General features: G+C 68.7%; 18 protein-coding genes. 5 read left to right on the top strand and 13 right to left on the bottom strand.

From position 1 onward, the window contains the following. Position 1: 1 nt before the first annotated feature. A complete protein-coding gene (locus tag L8H00_RS03490; protein WP_242095817.1) occupies positions 2 to 589 on the bottom strand; it encodes an HdeD family acid-resistance protein in 588 nt (195 codons plus the stop codon). Positions 590 to 677: 88 nt separating this feature from the next. On the opposite strand from L8H00_RS03490, the gene dnaE reads away from it, so the two are divergent. Continuing rightward, positions 678 to 4166 (top strand): DNA polymerase III subunit alpha, encoded by a 3489-nt coding sequence (gene dnaE, locus L8H00_RS03485; RefSeq protein WP_242095816.1) that lies wholly within the window; start codon positions 678 to 680, stop codon positions 4164 to 4166. Between the two features lie 31 nt (positions 4167 to 4197). Next, positions 4198 to 5787, top strand: coding sequence for a long-chain fatty acid--CoA ligase (locus tag L8H00_RS03480; protein ID WP_242095934.1), 1590 nt, complete (start codon positions 4198 to 4200; stop codon positions 5785 to 5787). A gap of 3 nt (positions 5788 to 5790) precedes the next feature. On the opposite strand, the gene L8H00_RS03475 is transcribed toward L8H00_RS03480, so the two are convergent. The 10 genes from L8H00_RS03475 to L8H00_RS03430 all read right to left on the bottom strand — a co-directional run bounded on the left by L8H00_RS03475 (position 5791) and on the right by L8H00_RS03430 (position 14150). Next, the gene (locus tag L8H00_RS03475) at positions 5791 to 5934 is read right to left on the bottom strand and encodes a hypothetical protein (protein WP_242095815.1); all 144 of its coding nucleotides are present in this window, start codon (positions 5932 to 5934) and stop codon (positions 5791 to 5793) included. 53 nt (positions 5935 to 5987) lie between these two features. Then, complete coding sequence (locus tag L8H00_RS03470) at positions 5988 to 7058, bottom strand: PA0069 family radical SAM protein (protein ID WP_242095814.1); 1071 nt, start codon at positions 7056 to 7058, stop codon at positions 5988 to 5990. A gap of 40 nt (positions 7059 to 7098) precedes the next feature. Further along, a complete protein-coding gene (locus L8H00_RS03465) occupies positions 7099 to 7836 on the bottom strand; it encodes a 3'(2'),5'-bisphosphate nucleotidase CysQ (protein WP_242095813.1) in 738 nt (245 codons plus the stop codon). A 39-nt stretch (positions 7837 to 7875) separates the two neighbouring features. Next, the gene (locus L8H00_RS03460) at positions 7876 to 8094 is read right to left on the bottom strand and encodes a hypothetical protein (RefSeq protein ID WP_242095812.1); all 219 of its coding nucleotides are present in this window, start codon (positions 8092 to 8094) and stop codon (positions 7876 to 7878) included. A 66-nt stretch (positions 8095 to 8160) separates the two neighbouring features. Further along, positions 8161 to 9450 (bottom strand): N-succinylarginine dihydrolase, encoded by a 1290-nt coding sequence (locus L8H00_RS03455; RefSeq protein ID WP_242095811.1) that lies wholly within the window; start codon positions 9448 to 9450, stop codon positions 8161 to 8163. Next, positions 9447 to 10466, bottom strand: coding sequence for an arginine N-succinyltransferase (locus L8H00_RS03450; RefSeq protein ID WP_242095810.1), 1020 nt, complete (start codon positions 10464 to 10466; stop codon positions 9447 to 9449). Before L8H00_RS03450 ends, L8H00_RS03455 begins: the two co-directional genes overlap by 4 nt. Then, positions 10463 to 11662, bottom strand: a complete 1200-nt coding sequence (locus tag L8H00_RS03445; protein WP_242095809.1) for a hydrolase — start codon at positions 11660 to 11662, stop codon at positions 10463 to 10465. Before L8H00_RS03445 ends, L8H00_RS03450 begins: the two co-directional genes overlap by 4 nt. Before the next feature lie 38 nt (positions 11663 to 11700). Next, the gene (locus L8H00_RS03440) at positions 11701 to 12603 is read right to left on the bottom strand and encodes a DUF481 domain-containing protein (RefSeq protein ID WP_242095933.1); all 903 of its coding nucleotides are present in this window, start codon (positions 12601 to 12603) and stop codon (positions 11701 to 11703) included. A gap of 49 nt (positions 12604 to 12652) precedes the next feature. Further along, positions 12653 to 13150 carry an RNA pyrophosphohydrolase gene (locus tag L8H00_RS03435; protein ID WP_242095808.1) on the bottom strand — a complete coding sequence of 166 codons (498 nt, stop codon included), beginning with the start codon at positions 13148 to 13150 and terminating at the stop codon, positions 12653 to 12655. A gap of 22 nt (positions 13151 to 13172) precedes the next feature. Then, on the bottom strand, positions 13173 to 14150 hold the full coding sequence (locus L8H00_RS03430) for an alpha/beta hydrolase (RefSeq protein WP_242095807.1): 978 nt from the start codon (positions 14148 to 14150) through the stop codon (positions 13173 to 13175). A gap of 68 nt (positions 14151 to 14218) precedes the next feature. On the opposite strand from L8H00_RS03430, the gene L8H00_RS03425 reads away from it, so the two are divergent. Genes L8H00_RS03425 through L8H00_RS03415 form a run of 3 tightly spaced genes read left to right on the top strand, consistent with a single transcriptional unit; the run spans position 14219 to position 17782 of the window. Next, positions 14219 to 15118, top strand: coding sequence for a histone deacetylase (locus tag L8H00_RS03425; protein ID WP_242095806.1), 900 nt, complete (start codon positions 14219 to 14221; stop codon positions 15116 to 15118). A 43-nt stretch (positions 15119 to 15161) separates the two neighbouring features. Further along, positions 15162 to 16526, top strand: a complete 1365-nt coding sequence (locus L8H00_RS03420) for a deoxyribodipyrimidine photo-lyase (protein ID WP_242095805.1) — start codon at positions 15162 to 15164, stop codon at positions 16524 to 16526. A 41-nt stretch (positions 16527 to 16567) separates the two neighbouring features. Then, positions 16568 to 17782 carry a cyclopropane-fatty-acyl-phospholipid synthase family protein gene (locus tag L8H00_RS03415; protein WP_242095804.1) on the top strand — a complete coding sequence of 405 codons (1215 nt, stop codon included), beginning with the start codon at positions 16568 to 16570 and terminating at the stop codon, positions 17780 to 17782. Here the strand turns inward: L8H00_RS03415 and L8H00_RS03410 are convergent. Both L8H00_RS03410 and purF read right to left on the bottom strand, forming a co-directional pair. Then, entirely contained in the window at positions 17779 to 18489 is a 711-nt protein-coding gene (locus tag L8H00_RS03410; protein WP_242095803.1) for an SDR family NAD(P)-dependent oxidoreductase, read from the bottom strand. The genes L8H00_RS03415 and L8H00_RS03410 overlap by 4 nt on opposite strands. 16 nt (positions 18490 to 18505) lie before the next feature. Continuing rightward, the gene (gene purF, locus L8H00_RS03405; protein ID WP_242095802.1) at positions 18506 to 19963 is read right to left on the bottom strand and encodes an amidophosphoribosyltransferase; all 1458 of its coding nucleotides are present in this window, start codon (positions 19961 to 19963) and stop codon (positions 18506 to 18508) included. Position 19964 lies beyond the last annotated feature (1 nt).

The raw sequence follows: 19964 nt of genomic DNA, 5'->3' as shown, positions 1-19964 counted from the left end.
TTTAGACCGCGAAGGCCACGGCGCCCTTGCGGTGTGCCAGCGCCGAGATGATCGACGTGATCCCGCCGAACAGGAAGCTGATCCCCAGGATATATCCCGGCAGCGTCAGCGCCGACCAGGGCATCGTGCCGAGCACGAACAGCGCAAGCAGGATATTGACCAGCCCGAGGGCGATCAGCATGCCGCGGTGACGCCGCGACTTCGTGCCCCAATAAAGCTCCAGCGCGCCGCGTGCGCCAAGCCAGATCGCCACCAGCAACGTGAGCGACAGCGCACCCGTCGCGGGCTCGAAGATCATGACGAGCCCGATCACGAGCGCCACGATCCCGAGCAGCGTGGCATAGACCCGTCCCTCATGCCCACGCCCGAAAATTCCCGCGCCGATCGAGACCGCCCCGGCGGCGAGCAGGAACGCTCCGATGATGAGCGTGGCCGCGATCGTCGCGGAGAAGGGCCATGCGAACGCCATCAGCCCGACGATGGCCGAGACGATACCCGATGCCAGCACCCATCCCCAACCCGCGCCGATCGGGTGGGTGGCATCGGCATAGGTAGCGTTATGTCCGGCGATGTCGCGTGGCTCGGTCATGTTCATCCTCCAGTCGATCGTCGAACGGGCCGCCCGGTCGCCGGTTCCGACGCTGGTCGAATCGCGGGCGAGCGCCTAGGGTCGAGCGATGCATGCAGGCTTCGTTCCGCTTCGGATTTTTTCGTCCTACACGATGCTCGACGGGGCCATCGAACCCAAGGCGATCGCGAAACAGGCGCGGAGCCTCGGTTTCCCCGCGGCGGCGCTCACCGATCGCAACGGGCTCTATGCCGCGATGGCGTTTTCCGACGCCGCCAAGAAGGATGGCGTCCAGCCCATCATCGGCACGATGCTGTCGGTGTCGCGGCCCGACATGCCCGACGGCGTCGAGGCGCCGATCGACTGGATCGCGCTCTACGCACAGGACGCGCGCGGCTATGACAATCTGTGTGCGCTCGTCTCGGCCGCGCATCTCGACCGGCCGATCGAGCAGGCGGCGCACGTCTCCTTGGCGGCGCTGGAGGGGCGTAGCGACGGGTTGATCGCGCTGACGGCAGGCGGCGAGGGGGGACTCGCGCGGCTCTTCGCGGATGGCCAGCCGGCGCGTGCCGAAGCCTATGCGGATCGGTTGCAGGCGCTGTTCGGCGACCGGCTCTTCGTCGAGATCGCACGGCGCGGCGATGCCACCGAACAGGCGTCCGAGGCGGCGCTGATCGAACTGGCCTACGCCCGCGGCCTGCCGCTCGTCGCGACCAATCCCTGTTGTTTCACCGAAACGGCGTTCGGCGATGCGCACGACGTGATGCTGTGCATCGCAAGCTCGAGCTATGTCGAAACCGAGGATCGTCCGCGGAGCTGCCCCGAGGCCTGGCTGAAGCCGGCCGACACGATGAAGGCGCTCTTCTCGGACCTGCCCGAAGCCGTGGCGAACACGCTGGTCGTCGCGCAGCGCTGCGCGGTGATGGCGCCCTATCGCAAGCCGATCCTGCCGACGCTTGCGGGCGATCTCGCGGGCGAGGCGCAGATGCTGCGCGACGATGCCGCCGCCGGGCTGGAGGCGCGGCTGGATCGTATCGCGGCGCTTCACGGCGAGGGCGAGGCCGGGTGGCGCGACGTGTATCGCGAACGGCTGAAATTCGAAGTCGACGTCATCGTCCAGATGGGGTTTCCCGGCTATTTCCTGATCGTCGCCGATTTTATCAAATGGGCCAAGGATCACGATATCCCGGTGGGTCCGGGTCGTGGCTCGGGCGCGGGCTCGGTGGTGGCCTGGGCGCTGACGATCACCGATCTCGATCCGATCAAGCTCGGGCTGTTGTTCGAACGGTTCCTCAATCCGGAACGCGTGTCGATGCCCGACTTCGACATCGATTTCTGCGAAACGCGGCGCGGCGAAGTCATCCGCTACGTCCAGGAAAAATACGGCCGCGATCAGGTCGCGCAGATCATCACCTTCGGAAAGCTGAAGGCGCGCGCGGTGCTCAAGGACACCGGCCGCGTGCTCCAGATGAGCTATGGCCAGGTCGATCGGCTCGCCAAGCTGATCCCCAACCATCCGACCGATCCCTGGACGCTGGAGCGCACGCTGAACGGCGTGGGCGAGTTCGCGAAGGAATATGCGAACGACAATCAGGTTCGCCGCCTGATCGATCTGGCGATGAAGCTGGAGGGACTGCCTCGGCACAGCTCGACTCACGCGGCGGGCGTGGTGATCGGCGACCGCCCGCTTGCGCAACTCGTCCCGCTCTATCGCGATCCGCGCTCCGACATGCCCGTCACCCAGTTCGACATGAAATATGTCGAGGGTGCCGGGCTGGTGAAGTTCGACTTTCTCGGGCTCAAGACGCTGTCGGTGCTGCAGAAGGCCGTGCAGCTTCTCGCCAAACGCGGCGTGACGATCGATCTGGACGCGCTCGAATGGGACGATGCCGTCGTCTACGCGCTGCTGCAGAAGGGCGACACCGTGGGGGTGTTCCAGCTCGAATCCGAGGGCATGCGGCGGACGCTGTCGGCGGTGCGCCCGTCCAATTTCGGCGACATCATCGCGCTCGTGTCGCTGTACCGGCCGGGGCCGATGGACAACATCCCGAGCTTCGGCCGCCGCAAACAGGGCACCGAGCCGATCGTCTACCCGCACAAACTGCTGGAGCCGATCCTGTCGGAAACCTACGGCATCTTCGTCTATCAGGAACAGGTAATGCAGGCCGCCCAGGTGCTGGCGGGTTACAGCCTCGGCGGCGCGGACATGCTGCGGCGCGCGATGGGCAAGAAGATCAAGGCGGAGATGGACGCGCAGCGCGCGGGCTTCGTCGAAGGCTGCCTGAAGGTGAACGGGATCAAGGCGGCCGAGGCCAATGCGCTGTTCGACCTGATCGACAAATTCGCCGGCTATGGCTTCAACAAGAGCCACGCCGCTGCCTATGCGTTGCTCGCCTATCAGACGGCCTGGCTGAAGGCGCACCATCCGCACGATTTCTACGCCGCATCGATGTGCTACGATATGGCGCAGACCGACAAGCTCGCCATCTTCGTCGACGACGCGCGGCGCATGGGGGTCACCATGCTGCCACCGTGCATCAACGCCAGCGCGGCCGATTTCGACGTGCAGCCCACCAGCGACGGGCTGGGCGTCCGCTTCGCGCTCGGCGCGCTGAAATCGGTCGGCGAGGGCGCGATGGAAAAGCTCGTTGTCGAACGCAGCAATGGGCCCTTTGCCGGGCTGGACGATCTGGCCAAGCGCGTCGATCCCCGCCTGCTGAACAAGCGCCAGCTCGAGACGCTGGCGGCGGCGGGCGCCTTCGACGCGCTGGAGCCGAACCGCGCCGGCATCCACGCCGTGGCCGAGACGATCCTGGCGATCGCGGCGCGCATCCACGATCAGAAGGTCAGCGGCCAGGGCGGGTTGTTCGGCGAGAGCGAGCCGGCCGGCGACGCGATCCGGCTGCCGCCGGGTGCGCGGTGGACGCTCAGCGAGCGGATGGAGCAGGAAAAGGAAGCCTTCGGCTTTTATTTCTCGGCGCATCCGGTCGATCGGCACGCGCATATCGCCCGTGCGCATGGCGCCCGCGCCTTCAGCGCGCTGGCCGAACTCGCCATCCCCGACGACGGCAGCCGGGCGGGCGCGACGATGGCGGTGCTGGTCGAGGATGCGCGCTGGCGAACCTCGGCGCGCGGCAAGCGCTACATGATGGCGCAGCTGTCGGATGCGAGCGGCCAGTTCGTCGCGACCTGTTTCGACGATGCGGTGGCCAAGGATCTGGAGGAGGCGGCGCGGGCCGGGGGCTGCGGGCTGGCCACGGTCGAGCTGGACCGGCGGCCGGGCGAGGATACGCCGCGTGTGACGGTCAAGCGGCTCCAGCCGTTCGAGGGATTGGCCAACACCGCCCGCTTCGTGGCGACCGTGACCGTGACCGACATGGCGGCGCTGGAGAGGCTGTCGGCGCTGTTCGCCGATCATCGTGGGGCGCGGGGCGAGGTGCGGGCAAGGCTGCCGCTTGGCGATGGCCGCACGGTCACGCTGTTGCTCGCCCGCGACGTCCGGCTCGACGAGGAGCTTGCAGGCCATATCGAGTCGTTGCACGGTGTCGGCGGCGTGACGCTCGAGACCTCGCAGACGAGGCTGGCGCTCGTCGGATAGGTGCGGTTCCGGCCGGGCTCGGGAGATGGTGATGCTTGGCGCGATGCAGGATTTCGAACTCAGGGTGCCCCGGCTGATCGATCATGCCGCGCGGGAACATGGCAGCCGCGCGATCGTCACGCGCTGGGCCGACGGACGCGAGACGCGGACGAACTGGGCCGGCATCGCGCACGACGCCAGAAGGCTGGCCCAGGCGCTCGAAACGCTCGGCATGAAGCCGGGCGACCGGATCGCGACGCTGGGCATGAACCATGCGCATCATCTGGCCGCGTGGTACGGCGTGATCGGGATGGGCGGGATCGTGCACACGATCAACCCGCGCCTGTTCGACGAGCAGCTCGTCTATATCGCCAACCATGCCGAAGACCGCGTGCTGCTGTACGACCGCGCCTTCGCGCCGCTGGTCGAACGGCTCCGCGCCCGCTGGACGACGATCGAGCATTTCGTGATGTTCGATGGTGACGGTCCCGATGGGTATGACGCGTTCCTCGCGCCCCATGATGGCGATTACGCTTGGGTGGAGGGCGACGAGCGCGATCCGTGCATGCTCTGCTATACGAGCGGGACGACGGGCGATCCCAAGGGCGTGCTTTACGAGCATCGCTCGACCCTGCTTCATGCGATGGCGGAGGTGGCGCCCGCGGTCATGAACCTGTCGTCGCGCTCGGTGGCGTTGCCCGTGGTGCCGATGTTCCATGCCGCGGCCTGGGGGCTGCCGTTCGCCGGCGCGCTGGCGGGCGTCACGTTCGTGTTGTCCGCGGTGAACGATGCCGCGGTGCTGTGTGCGCTGATGAATGCCGAGCGAGTGACGCATTCGGCCGGCGTGCCGACGGTCTGGCTCGCGCTGTTCGGCCATATCGATGCCACCGGCGAGGCGCCACGCTATCTGGAGCAGGTGACGATCGGCGGTTCGGCGGCACCGCGCGCGATGATCGAGCGGATCATGAACATGGGCGTTCGCGTGGCGCATCTCTGGGGCATGACCGAGACCTCGCCGATCGGGACCGCCGGATCGCCGCCGCCCGAATGGGATATGATGACGCCCACCGCGCAGATCGACCTGGTGTGCAAACAGGGACAGATCCCGTTCGGCATCGAGCTGCGGATCGTGGATGACTCGGGCGTCTCGCTGCCGCGCGACGGCGTCGCTTCGGGACGGTTGCAGGTGCGCGGGCCCTGGGTGGTGAAGCGCTATTTCCGGGCTGAGCGCGACGCGGTCGATGCGGACGGATGGTTCGACACGGGCGATGTGGCGGTGCTGCACCCCGACGGGTCGATGCAGATCACCGACCGTTCCAAGGACGTCATCAAGTCGGGCGGGGAGTGGATCAGCTCGGTCGAGCTGGAAAATGCCGCGATGGGCTGTCCGGGCGTGGCGGAAGCCGCCGCGATCGGGTTGCCGCATCCCAAATGGGACGAGCGCCCGCTGCTGCTGGTCGTGCGAAAGCCGGGTGCCACCGTCACCGACGCCGATGTGCTCGCGCATCTGGCCGGGCATGTCGCGCGATGGTGGCTGCCCGATGCGGTGGTCTTCGTGGAATCCTTGCCGCATACCGCGACGGGGAAGTTGCTGAAACTGGCACTGCGCGAGCAGTATAAGGACTTCCCCGTCGCGGCGTGACCGTCAGCGCTGGTCGCTGTTCATGCCGTTCTCGCCAGGCTTTTCCGTTCCGCCATTTTCGGCGTTGTTTCCGTAGCCTGCACCCGATTCCTCGGTAACGGACTCATCATCCTGATCGGGGGTCGGCGCGGTGTTCGGGTCGGTCATCATGTCCACTCCTTGCTGCCTGCCTCGAACGAGCGGTCGGCCCGCTGCGTTCCTCAGAACAGTTCGCCTTGCGGCCCTGTGGGCGGTCGGAACAGGTCGGTGCGGAGACTCAGCCGTTCGCGGTTGAGCCCATGGCGGCGGCAGGCGATGCGGAACCGCGTCTGCAGCAGCTCGGCCCAGGGCCCGCTCCCGCGCATCCGCGTGAAGAAGGCCGGATCATTGTCCCGCCCGCCACGCATCGCCGCGATCGTCGCCATCACCTTGGCGGCGCGATCGGGAAAATGCGTGTCGAGCCACGCACGGAACAGCGGTGCGACCTCGTGCGGCAGGCGGACGGGAATGAAGAAACAGCCACGTGCGCCGGCCTGCGCGGCACGCTCGACCAGATGCTCGATCTCGTGATCGGTGATGGCGGGGATCACGGGCGCGATCGCGACATGCGTCGGGATGCCCCCATCGACGAGGCGCCGCACCGCCGCCAGCCGGCGTTCGGGCGTCGGCGCGCGCGGCTCGAGCGTGGCGGCGAGCTGGCGGTCGAGCGAGGTCACCGAGATCGCGACCGAGACGAGGCCCTTTTCCGCCATCGGCACCAGAAGATCGAGATCGCGCACCACCCGATCCGATTTGGTGGTGATGGTCAGCGGGTGGTTCGTCTCGGCGAGGATCGCGATCAGCGCCCGCGTGATGCGCCACTCCGCCTCGATCGGCTGATAGGGATCGGTGTTCGTGCCCAGCGCGATCGGCGCGACCGCATAGCCGGGCTTGGCAAGTTCGGCGCGCAGGAGATCGGGCGCATCCGGCTTCGCGAACAGGCGGCTTTCGAAGTCCACGCCCGGCGACAGGTCGAGATAGGCATGTGTCGGGCGGGCGAAGCAATAGATGCAGCCATGTTCGCAGCCACGGTACGGATTGATCGAACGATCGAAGCCGATGTCGGGCGAGGCGTTGCGGCTGATGATCGTCCGCGGATGCTCCACGGTGACCATGGTGCGCACCGGCGGCGGCGCGCCGTCCAGATCCTCACGCGCATCGGCCCAGTCGCCATCCGGTTCGGTGCGCGGCAAGGCGAACCGCGCGCTCGCGTGGTTGAGCGTCGCGCCGCGGACGGGACGAATTCTGGCCATGCGGCGAGAATAGCACTCCGCCGGAACATAGCAAGAACGATCAGCCGGCGGCGATCGCCGCCAGCACCTGCGCCGCAAGCTCCGGGCGGCAGATCAGCAGATCGGGCAGCAGCGGGTCGGCGCAATTGTACACGAGCGGGCGGCCGTCGATCCGCGACGCGTGGAACCCCGCCGCCAGCGCGACCGCCACCGGCGCGCAATTGTCCCATTCGAACTGACCGCCATCGTGGAGATAGATCTCGGCATCACCCGCCACGACCGCCATCGCCTTTGCCCCCGCCGAGCCCATCGCGATCGTCTCCGCCCCGATCGCCTCGGCCACCCGCAACGCAATCTCGGGCGGGCGCGAGCGGCTGACGACCATCCGCGGGCGGGCGGGAAGGGGACCATGCGGCACGCGCGCATCGTCCGTCGCGAAGACCGTCCCGGTCGCGGGCAGCGCCACCGCGCCGATCTGGGCCGCACCGTCGATCGCCAGCGCCACATGGACCGCCCAGTCCGCGCGGCCCTCCGCATATTCGCGCGTGCCGTCCAGCGGATCGACGATCCACACCCGGCTGTGCGCGCAACGCCGCCGATCGTCGCCCGCTTCTTCGGACAGGATATGGTCGCCCGGCCGCTCGGCACGGAGCCGCGCGAGGATCGCCGCATTGGCTTCCGCGTCGCCAGCCGCGCCGAGCGCCTTGCCCTCCAGATCGCCGCGCAGACGGATCGCGCAGAGCAGCCGGCCGGCTTCCTCTGCGACACTTCGGGCGAGAGCGGCGTCGGAGATCGTCATGGCGCGATCATGCCACGCGCCGCTGCGGCGGGCGAGTGCTCAATCCAGCGCCGCGCGCTCTACCGAGTCGAGGATGCGCGCGCCGGCCATGAAGACGGCGACGGGGCAGCAGGCGAACAGTGCCCAGCCGCCATAGCCGGGATATTGCTGCAGATAGTGCATCCCGCGCTCGATCGATCCCGCGCCAAGGCCGTAGATGACGAGGAACGCCTCGAACTTGGTCTTGATGACGAACAGGCGTGCCAGACGAATTCCCATGCCAACTGGTTAAGCACACACCGTGCCACCCACGGTTTCGGGCCGGTTCCGCGTTGACGAACAAGGTTACCCGTCAATTAACCCGACACCCTTGATGGAGGCGTCGAGCGACGCCGGATCGATCCCCAGCTCCTCCAGCAGCGCGAGGCGGGCTCGCTTCGCGGCGGGCCAGGCGCCCAGCCGGGCATGGTCGTCGGCATCCACCCGCTCGGGCCAATGCGCGGCGATCACGGTGGCGATCCGGTCGAGCTTGGCATGATCGACCAGAAAGCGCGGATCGACGGTGGCGGGATCGCACACCACGCGCAGCCGCAGGCAGGCGGGGCCGCCGCCATTCGCCATCGACTCGCGCACGTCCACGGCGACGAGTTCGCGGATCGGGCCGTTGCCCGCCACGAGCGTTTCGAGCCAGCGCCAGACATGCGGCCGGTCGCGCGCTTCAGTGGGCAGCACCAGCGCCATGCCGCCTTCTCGCCGCGTGACGAGCTGGGCGTTGAACAGATAGCTGCCGATCGCGTCGGCCAGGCTGATCGCCGCCGCGGGCACCTCGACGATCGCGACCGAGGGCAGCCGGTCTCGCAGCGCGTCGTACAGGTGATGGCGATCGGCAAAGGCCTGTTCGTGCGTGAACAGCACCTGTTCGTTGGCGACCGCGACGACGTCGTTGTGGAACGCGCCGGCGGCGATCGCCTCGGGCGCCTGCGCCACATGGAGCGTTCGCGCGGGATCGAGCCCGTGGCGGCGTGCGATCGCCGCGCCGGCTTCGCGGTGCTGGCGGGCGGGAAAGCGTCCGCCGGGGATGCCGTGCACGAAGATCTCGACGCCCGGTGCGCCGTGCGCGGGCGCCAGCCGCATATGGTTGGCCGCGCCCTCGTCGCCGAAACAGGGCGGCACCGGCGCGTGAACCGCGAAGTGGCGATCGTCGGCGAAGGCGAGCCGGAGCTGGGCGAGCGTCTCGGGCCATTCGTGCGAGCGGTGCGGCATGGTGACGAGATTGGCGACGCTCAGATGGCAGAGGCCGTCGCCGGTATCGGGCGCGGGGGAGACGGTGGCGGCGTTGGCGGCCCACATCGCCGAGGCCGAACTCGCCATCGCCCAGAACCCGGCGGCGCGATCCGGGGCGGCGCCGAGGCGCGCGAGCCACGCCGTATCGGGCCGTCGGTGGGGAAGCAGAACGCCCTGCACCAGCCCCAGGTCGAGCGCCGCGCGCATCTTGGCGACGCCCTGAAGCGCGGCGGCGCGGGGGTGGGAGACGGCGCCGGCATGCGCGGTGGCGGCCAGATTGCCGGGGCTCAGCCCAGCATAATTGTGCGTCGGGCCGACGATCCCGTCGAAGTTGATCTCGACGAGGCTCATAGCCGCGCCACATGGCTGACGGCTTCGTCCTCCGCCACGCCCAGCGTCTCGGCGCATGCGCGGGACAGCATGATGCCCCCGTCCGCCGCGCGCACATGGCCATAGGCGCAGCGGAATGCCGCGAGCCGCCCCGTCGCCACCAGCGCTTCCATGCCGCCGCCCTCGTCGTCGATCGCCACGATCCGGTCCGTCCGAGCATCGCGGATCGCCTTCACCTGGTCGGTGCGCGCGGTCATCGTCGGGCCGCCGTCGAAGATGTCGATATAATTCTCGAAGCGGAACCCCTCGTTTTCCAGCATCCGCATGGCGGCGCGGCCCGAGGGGTGCGGCAGGCCGATCGCGGCCCGCGCCGCCTCGGACAGCATGGCGGTGTAGATCGGGTGCTTGGGCATCAGGTCGGCGATGAACTGATGGCCGTTGACCGCATTGAAGCGGTCCGCGTCCTGGAAGTTCATGCCGAAGAACCGCCCTGCCAGCCCGTCCCAGAAGGGCGACCCGCCGGCCTCGTCGATGATGCCGCGCAGTTCGGCGAGCACGCGATCGGCGAACCGCGCGCGGTGTGCCCGAATGAACAGATAGCGAGCGCGGGCGAGCAGCAGGCCCAGGCCGCCGGCGCGCTCACCCGGATGAAGGAACAGGCCGCCGACCTCGCTCGATCCCTCGAGATCGGTGGTGAGGCTCAGCATCTCGGCGCGGAAGGTGCGCGACAGCGCGCGGCTGTGCTGCGTCAGGGTGCCCAGCCGATAGCTGTAGAACGGATGCAACTGCCCGACATGCGTGAAGATCTGGCAGGTGCCGCGCACCTCGCCGGTCTGCGCATTCTCCAGCACCAGCACGAACAGTTCGTCGGCGATGCTGTCGACGTCGCTGGCGAACGCCGCATGGCTACGATCGAGCTTGGCCTTCAGCGCTACGCGATCAGGCGGCAGGTTGGTGAAGCCGCCACCCGTCAGCTTGGCCATTTCATAGAGGTGCGCGAGATCCTCGTCGCGCGCGGCCCGGATGCGGAAGGTCAAACCCGGCCCCTTTCGGCGATGTGGAGGAGAATGCGGGTCGACAGCGCGGCACGCTCGGCAAGGCTTTCCGGGATCAGATACTCGTCCGGCGAGTGGATCGCGCCGCCGCGCACGCCCATCGTGTCGACCACCGGCACGCCCGCCGCGGCGATCAGATTGCCGTCGCACACCCCGCCGGTGTCACGCCAGGCGATGGCGAGGCCCAGCTCGGCGCCGCTTTCGCGCACCAGCGCGAACAGCCGCGCGGCGCCCGCGTCGATTGGCTTGGGTGGTCGGTTGAAGCTGCCATGGACGCGTATGTCTACGCCGTGCGCCGCGGCGACCGCGGCGGTGGCGGCATCCAGATGCGCCTGCGCACGCACGATCGCGGCATGATCGGCGGGCCGGAAATTGATGCGCAGCACCGCCAGATCGGGCACGACATTGTTGGGGCCGCCGCCCTCGATCCGCGCCGGGTTGACGGACAGGCCGGGCGACGTGGCCGCGGCGAGCCGCACCGCGAGATCGGCGGCCGCGACGATCGCGTTGCGGCCCTCCTCCGGGTTGCGGCCGGCATGCGCGCTGCGCCCGCGCACCACGATCGAGAAATTGCCCGTGCCGCCGCGTGCGCCCGCCAGCGTTCCGTCGGCAAGCGCGGGTTCGTAGGTGAGCGCCGCCATCTTGCCGCGGGCGGCCTTGGCGATCAGCCCCGCCGAGGCGAAGGAGCCCGTCTCCTCGTCCGATCCGATCACCACCGCATAGCCGATCCGCTCGGCGAGCGGGCTGGTCTCCAGCGCCCACAGCGCGGCGAGCATCACCGCGAGGCCGCCCTTCATGTCCGCGACCCCCGGGCCGTTCAGATGGCCCTCGGGCGTGTAGGCGAGTGACTGGAAAGGGTGATCCGCGGGATACACCGTGTCCATATGCCCGGTCAGCAGCACTTGCACCGGTGCCTGCGGGCGGACGACCAGATGCAGGTGCCTCCCATGATCGATCGCCGCGACCGTACCATCGGCGCCCACCTGTTCGGCCGCAGCGGGATCGACCAGCGCGAGATCGCCCGGCAGGACGGCGAACGCATCCGCCAGCACACCCACCATCGTCGCCAGCCCCGCCAGATTGCGCGTGCCGCTGTTGATCGCCGCCCAGGCCTCCACCTGCGCGAGCATCGGGGCGGCACGGGCATGGTCGAGCGCGTGGGCGTGAGTGAGCGTCATCCCTCGACCCTAGAGCATCGGCGGATGGAGGTGAACGGCTAGAAGGTGTAGACCAGACCGGCGCGGCTGGTGGTGTTGGTGCGCACCGATCCGATCGGCGGCTCGCTTTCATACTGAATGTTGTACGACAGCTGCGCCGACAGGGGGCCGATCAGCTTTGCGCTGACCGCGCTGGTGCCGCCGAGCGAACTGTCATAGCGCTGGAGATAGGCGGACGCGGCCTGGGTGAAGGTCAGCCCCGGCGTCAACTGCCATTTGAAGTTCAGCGTGCCGCGCGCGGCGGGGCTCGCCTGTTCGGTCTGGTCGGTGAAGCTCGTATCGCGAAACGCCGGCCCGAGTTCGAGATCGAGCGCCATGCCCGGCCGCTTGATCGCGCTGTAGCCAAGGCCCACCGACGCCGAATAGCGATCGAGGAAACCCAGCGTCCGGTCGCTTTCATATTGCGTCGCGCCATAGACATAGGCGCGGTCGTCGATCTTGTAGTTGGGCTCGTAGCTGGCGAGGAAATGGCGCCGCGTCGTGACGCCCAGGCTTTCCTGATAATCGATCTGGCCATGGAATTTCTGGCGCCAGCGAATGCCCTCGCGCGTGGCGGAGACGGCGCCGGTCACGCCCTCGGTCTCGCTGCTGCCCGTCGTCAGGAATCCGCCCAGTTCGGCCTTGCCCGACCAGAGATCGAGGAAATTGGCCTGGCGGATATGCTCGGTGCGCTGGTCGTCGCGCGCGTGGCGCCAGGCATCGGCGACCGCCAGCACCGCATCGCCGCTCAGCGGATCGGCGGCGCGCGCATATTTGACGATCGTCGCGATGTCGCTCTCGTTCCCGCTGGCCAGCGCCGCATCGAGCATCGCCCGGATCGTCTCGGGGATCGGTACGTTCGCCGGATCCGACGCGGGTGCGTTCGCCATCGCGACGGGCAGGATGAGCAGGGCGGCGAACATACGAGTCACGCCAGCCTGTCTAACGTCGGCATCGTGGCGTGCAAACCGGTCAGCGATGCGGCGATGCGGTGAGATGTGGTGCGAAAGCGGCGAGCACGTCCTCGTAGAGCGCGCGCTTGAACGGCACGATGAGCATGGGCAACTCCGCCGGGTCGATCCACCGCCAGGCGCGGAATTCGGGATGCTTGGTCGCGATGTTCACGTCGCTGTCGGTGCCGTTGAAGCGGAAGAGGAACCAGCGCTGACGCTGGCCGCGCCACTTGCCCTTCCACACCTTGCCGACGAGTTCGGGGGGCAGGTCATAGGTGAACTCGCCGGGCGCCTGGGCGATCAGCTCGATCCGGTCGGGCGCGATGCCGGTCTCCTCGCCCAGTTCGCGGATCGCGGTGTCGAGCGGATCCTCGCCGGGATCGATCCCGCCCTGCGGCATCTGCCACGCCTCCAGCGTCGAGTCGCAGCGTTGCCCGACGAACACCTGGCCCTCGCGGTTCAGCAGCATGACGCCCGCGCAGGGGCGATAGGGAAGGCTGGTCGGATCGATCGTCATTCTCTCACTCCGTGCAATGCCGTCAGCCCGCCGCCTGGCGCATCGTGCGATCGCCCTCGGTCTCCACGATCACCGCCTTTAGCGCGGTGAGGAACGCGGTGGTATCGCCCACGCTCGACGGCACCGCCTGACGCAGATTGGCGAAGCCATGGACATTGCCCACCGCCTCGCGAAACACCGTCGGCACGCCCGCCTGGATCAGCGCGGCGGCATAGGCGCGGCCCTGGTCGCGGATCGGATCGAGGCTCGCGGTCATCACCACCGCGGCGGGCAGGCCGGACAGATCACCCGCCAAGGGCGAAGCGCGCGGGTGCGTGACGTCGGGGCGATAGGCGGCCATGAACCATTCCATGCCTTCGCGCGTCAGCAGATGGCCCTCGGCGAACTGCGCGTAGGAGGGATATTCCTTCGTCGCGTCGGCCGCCGGATAGAGTAGCGCCTGAACCAGCACGGGCAGGGCGGCGGGCTCGTCGCGCAGCGCCATCGCCGTGGTGATCGCCAGCGCGCCACCCGCGCTGTCGCCGCAGAGCACGAGGCCGGTGACGCCACGCCCCAGCTCGGCCGGTGCGCCCGCCACCCAGCGCGTTGCCGCCTCGCAATCCTCGGGCGCGGCAGGCCAGGGATCTTCGGGCGCGAGCCGATATTCGACCGACACGACGGGAATGTCGAGCGCGCGCGAGATCGCCGCGCACAGGCTGGCATGGGTCTCAATATTGCCGATCACGAAACCGCCGCCGTGGAAGAACAGCATCACCGGCCCCGGCGCGCGCGACGCCGCCACGTCGAACAGCCGGGCCGGGATGGCGCCAGCGCTTCCCGGGATCGTGAGATCGACGATGGTGGCGAGTTCCCCGAGCGGCAGATCCGCCACGTCCTTCATCGCCGTGTACACCGCGCGGGCCGAGGGTGCGTCCATCTCGTGCATCTTGGGCCCGGGCACGGCGTTCAGATAGGCCAGGAACCCCGCGACATCGGGGCGGACGTAAGGCGTGGCGTTCATCGGGCTCTCCAGTTCATCCAACGGGTTGGCCCATTGGGTTCGGGCGTCGAACGCCTACCTAGTCCGACGTGATCCCCGTCGTCCACCATCCCGCCTATGTCTCGCCGGCTCCGCCGCGCAGCACCTACAAATGGAGCAAGAACGGGCTGATCCGCGATCTGCTGCTGGGCGAGGGCGATCGGATCGCGTGGACGGTGCCCGCGCCGATGCCGCAGCGCTGGCTGGAGGCGGTGCACGATCCCGATTATGTCGCGCAGGTCCTGTCCGCCATCGTGCCACCCGACAAGGAACGGCGGATCGGCTTTGCGGTGACGGCGGCGGTGGCCGAGCGCGCGCGGGCGGTGCCCGGCGGCACCTGGGCGGCGGCGCGGCTCGCGCTCGAACACGGTTTCGCCGCGAACAGCGCGGGCGGCAGCCATCACGCGCTGGCGGATACGGGGGCGGGCTATTGCGTCTTCAACGATCTGGCGATCGCGGCGGTGCGGCTGGTGGAGGAAGGCGACGCCGCCAGCGTGCTGGTGGTGGATTGCGACGTGCATCAGGGCGACGGCACCGCGGCGCTGCTCGCCGGTCGGCCGGGTATCGCGACCTATTCCATCCATGCCGAAAAGAATTTCCCTGCGCGGAAGGCGCGCTCGACCTGCGACGTGCCGCTGGCGGACGGGATCGGCGACGAGGCCTATCTGGCAGCCCTGGCGGCGACGCTCACGCCGATGGTCGACGCAATGCGGCCCGATCTGATCCTCTATCAGGCAGGCGTCGATCCCTTCGCCGAGGACCGGCTCGGGCGCCTGTCGCTCTCGCTCGACGGGCTCGTCCGCCGCGAACGGCTGGTCGCGGGGCTTGCGCGCGCGCGGCGCATTCCGCTCGCGAGCACCGTCGGCGGCGGTTACGGCGACGACGCGCTCGCGATCGCCCGCCGCCATGTCACCGCGATCCTGACGCTCGGCGAGGCGTTCGGCCTGTAATCCGCCGCCGGAACAAGTGAGCCGGGGCGGGGGTAGTGGCGGGATGACCGAACCGTCCCTGCTCTGGCTCCGCCAGGATCTGCGCCTTCACGATCAGCCTGCCCTCGCCGCCGCAATTCATGACGGGCCGGTGATCCCGGTCTTTATCCTCGACGATGCGGCACCGGGCGCGTGGCGTATGGGCGGGGCGCAACGCTGGTATCTCCATCACGCGCTGGAGGCTCTTGCCGGAGCATTCGAGGACAAAGGCGCGAAGCTGATCCTGCGGCGCGGCGATGCGGCCGAGACGCTGCGCGCGTTGATGGCCGAGACGGGAGCCACCCGCATCCACGCCATCCGCCATTACGAGCCCTGGTGGCGCAAGGCCGAGGATGCGCTGGGCGACGCGTTGATCCGCCATGACGGCAATCATCTTACGCGGATCGAGGATATCGTCACCGGATCGGGGGCGCCGTTCAAGATCTATTCCTCCTTCTGGAAGGCGCTCTCCACGCACATGCCGCCCGATGCGCCGCTGCCCGCGCCCGACCATGTTCCGGGCCCGAAACATTGGCCGACGAGCGAGCGGCTGACGTCATGGCGGCTGCTGCCGACCAGGCCCGATTGGGCGAAGGGCTTTGCCGAATGGACCGCGGGCGAGGCCGCGGCGGATGCGGCGCTCCGCGATCTCGCCGGGCGGATCGACGCGTATGACGAGGCGCGCAACATGCCGGCCGAGGAAGGCACGTCGCGCCTCTCGCCGCATCTCCATTTCGGCGAGGTGAGCCCGCGCACCGTGTGGCATGCGATCGACAGCCGCAGCCAAGGCGCGGCGACGTTCCGCAAGGAACTGGCATGGCGCGACTTCACCGACGGCGTGGTGATGGCGATGCCCGATTATGCGGACGCGAACGGCCGGCCCAAATTCGATCGGCTGCCCTGGCGCGACGACGCGGCCGCCAAGGCCGATCTGAAGGCGTGGCAGCGGGGGCGAACCGGCTATCCGATCGTCGATGCCGGGATGCGCCAGCTCTGGGCCACCGGCTGGATGCACAACCGGGTGCGGATGATTACCGCGAGCTTCCTGGTGAAGCATCTGCTGATCGACTGGCGCGAGGGCGAACGCTGGTTCTGGGATTGCCTGATCGACGCCGACTACGGCAACAACAGCGTCAACTGGCAATGGGTCGCGGGCACCGGCGTCGACTCCAACATGTTCGGGCGGATCATGGCGCCGCTGGTCCAGTCGGAGAAATTCGATGCGGGCGACTATGTCCGCGAATGGTTGCCCGAGCTGAAGGCGGTGCGCGGCGACGCGATCCACGATCCCGATGCCGCCGGATGCCGGCCGCCCGCCTATCCGGCCAAGATCATCGGCCACCGCGAAGGCCGCGAGCGCGCGCTGGAGGCGGGCCGCGCGGTGCGTTAGCCACTTTCCTACCGCCGGGCTCTGTTGCATGAGCGCCCGCGATGAACGCGCCTTCCACCATCACGCCGGATGACCGGGGCAGTGCCGTCGCGCGCGCGGTGGCGCCCGTCTTCCACCGGTTGCTCGACCGGATCGACGCCGGGCTGGCCGAAGGCGGGATCGAGGCGAGCCTGCCCGACGGCACGCAGCGGCTGCTGGGCGGGCGCCGCGCGGGGCCGATCCCGGTGGTGCACGTCCATCGCTGGCGCGCGCTCGTCCGGCTGGCGAGCGGCGGATCGGTCGGCTGGTACGAGGGCTGGGCGGCGGGCGACTGGTCGAGCCCCGATCCGGTGCCGCTGTTCGACCTGTTCATGCGCAACCGCGTGTCGCTGGGCGGCGCGGCGCGTGCGGGCGGGTTCGTCCGGCTGGCGGCGCGCGGCTGGCACCATCTGCGCCGCAACCATCGCCGCGGCGCGCGGCGCAACATCGCCGCGCATTACGACCTCGGCAATGATTTCTACCGCGAATGGCTGGATCCGAGCCTCACTTATTCAAGCGCGCTCTTCGCGCCCGGCGAGACGCTCGAGGCCGCGCAGCGCCGCAAGCTCCAGGCGATCCTCGATCGCACCGCCACGCGCGCTGGCGAACGGATCCTCGAGATCGGCTGCGGCTGGGGTTCGTTCGCGGCGCTGGCGTCGCAGAGCGGCCGCCACGTCCACGGGCTGACGCTCTCGACCGAGCAGAAGGCGCAGGTCGAGGCGCTCGCGCTGCCGGGCGTCACGATCGGCCTCACCGACTATCGCGACGCGGACGGCATCTACGACGCGGTGGCCAGCATCGAGATGGTCGAGGCGGTGGGGCAGGCCTATTGGGGGGCCTATCTCGACACCATCGCGCGCGTGCTGAAGCCCGGCGGCCGGGCCGCCATCCAGTATATCGCGATCGCCGACGACGTTTTCCCGGCCTATGCGGACGGGGTCGACTTCATCCAGCGCTATGTGTTTCCGGGTGGCATGCTGCTGTCCGAAAGCCGCTTCCACGCGCTCGCCGAGGCGCGTGGCCTCACCTGGACGGACCGGCACGGCTTCGGCCTCGATTATGCCGAGACGCTGCTGGAATGGCGTCGGCGCTTCGATGCGGCCGTCGACCAGGGGCGGCTGCCCGCCCGGTTCGACGCGCGGTTCGTGGCGCTGTGGCGCTATTACCTGATGTATTGCGAGGGCGGTTTTCGCGGCGGCGGGATCGACGTCGCGCAGGTCACGCTGGTGAAGGCCTAACCGACGCGCTCGAAATGGCCGTCGGCATAGCCTTCGATCGCCAGCGCCGCGATCCGGTCGCCCACCACTTCGGGCGGCTTGACCGAACGCGGCTCCTCGCCCGGATAGGCGCGCGCACGCATCGCGGTGCGCGTCGCGCCGGGATCGACGAGCGCGACCCGGATCGCGCTGATTTCGGCCATCTCATCGCCGTAAGCGAGCAGCAGCGCCTCGAACGCCGCCTTGGATGCGCCGTATGAGCCCCAAAACGCGCGCGGCTTGCGGCCGACGCTCGACGTCACGCCGATCACGCGGGCCAGGGTGGACCGACGGAGCAGTGGGTCGAATGCCGCGATCATTGCCGCCTGCGCGCTCACGTTGAGCGTCAGCACGCGCGCCATTTCCTTGGGATCGATGGCGGGCACCGCCGATAGCGAGCCGAGTTGCGCGGCGTTCAGCACCAGCACGTCCAGCGCCTGCCAACGATCCTCGATCGCGGTGGCGAGCCGGGCGATGCTCTCGGGCTCGGTCAGGTCGAGCGGGGCGATCGTGGCGGAGCCGCCCGCGGCGTGGATCGCCTCCTCCACCTCCTCCAGCCCGCCCGCGGTGCGCGCGGTGAGCACGACATGCGCGCCCATCGCGCCCAGCGCGCGTGCGGTCGCGGCGCCGATGCCGCGGCTGGCGCCGGTGACGAGCGCGAGGCGGCCGGCGAGAGGATTTTCGGTCATGCGCTTTGCCCTTTGTTCAGATCACGCGCTCTTCGAGCATCGCGAACTGGTCGACATCGGCGCTCTCGTCCTGATCCGTCAGCGTGGTCGGATAGTCGCCGGTGAAGCAGGCATCGCAATATTTCGGGCGGATATCGGCGCGCTTGGCCTCGCCCAGCGCCTTGTAGAGCCCGTCGATCGACACGAAGGACAGGCTGTCGGCATGGATGAAGTCGGTCATGCCGCCGAGATCGAGTTTGGCCGCCAGCAGCTTGGCGCGCTCGGGCGTGTCGACGCCGTAGAAGCAGCTATGCCGCGTCGGCGGGCTGGCGATCCGCATATGCACCTCGGCCGCGCCGGCATCGCGCATCATCTGCACGATCTTCAGGCTGGTGGTGCCGCGGACGATCGAATCGTCGATCAGCACGATCCGCTTGCCTTTGATGAGCGCACGGTTGGCATTGTGCTTCAGCTTGACGCCCAGATGGCGGACCTTGTCGCCGGGCGAGATGAACGTACGCCCGACATAATGCGAGCGGATGATGCCGAGTTCGAACGGGATGCCCGATTGCTGCGCATAGCCGATCGCTGCGGGCACGCCCGAATCGGGAACGGGGATGGTGAGGTCCGCCTCGACCGGCGACTCGATCGCGAGCTGCGCGCCGATCGCCTTGCGCACGTCGTACACCGAGCGATCGCTGTCGATCGAATCGGGGCGCGAGAAGTAGACCCATTCGAAGATGCACGGCCGCGGCGCCATCGGCGCGAACGGGCGGATCGAGCGGATCTCGCTGCCCTGCACGATGATGAGTTCGCCGGGTTCGACCGAACGCTCGAACGTCGCGCCGACCACGTCGAGCGCGACCGTCTCGCTGGCGAAGATCACCGCATCGTCCAACCGGCCCATCACGAGCGGACGGATGCCGAGCGGATCGCGGCAGGCGATCATGCCTTCGGGCGTCATCACGATCAGCGAATAGGCACCCTCGATCTGCTTCAGCGCGTCGATGAAGCGGTCCATCAGCGTGCGGTAGTTGCTGGTGGCGACGAGATGGATGATCGTCTCGGTATCGCTGGTCGACTGAAAGATCGATCCGCGCCGCACCAGTTCGCGCCGCAGCCGCATGGCATTCGAGATGTTGCCATTGTGCGCGATCGCGAAGCCGCCGGTGGCAAGGTCGGCGTAGAGCGGTTGCACGTTGCGCAGCGCCGTCTCGCCCGTGGTCGAATAGCGGACATGGCCGCAAGCGACCGTGCCCGGCAGCGCGCGGATCACGTCGTCGCGGTCGAAATTGCCCGCCACATGCCCCATCGCGCGGTGCGTGTGGAAGTGCGCGCCGTCGAAGGTGGTGATGCCCGCGGCCTCCTGGCCCCGGTGCTGCAGCGCGTGAAGCCCCAGCGCCACCAGCGCCGCGGCGCCTTCGGTGGCGGAAACGCCGAATATCCCGCACTCCTCGCGGAGCTTGTCGTCATCGAAAGGATGTGTGGTCAGCATG

The organism is Sphingomonas sp. CROZ-RG-20F-R02-07 (genome assembly GCF_022662335.1).
In the GTDB taxonomy this organism is placed as follows: Bacteria; Pseudomonadota; Alphaproteobacteria; order Sphingomonadales; family Sphingomonadaceae; genus Sphingomonas.
This window is presented reverse-complemented; position numbering and strand designations above follow the sequence as displayed.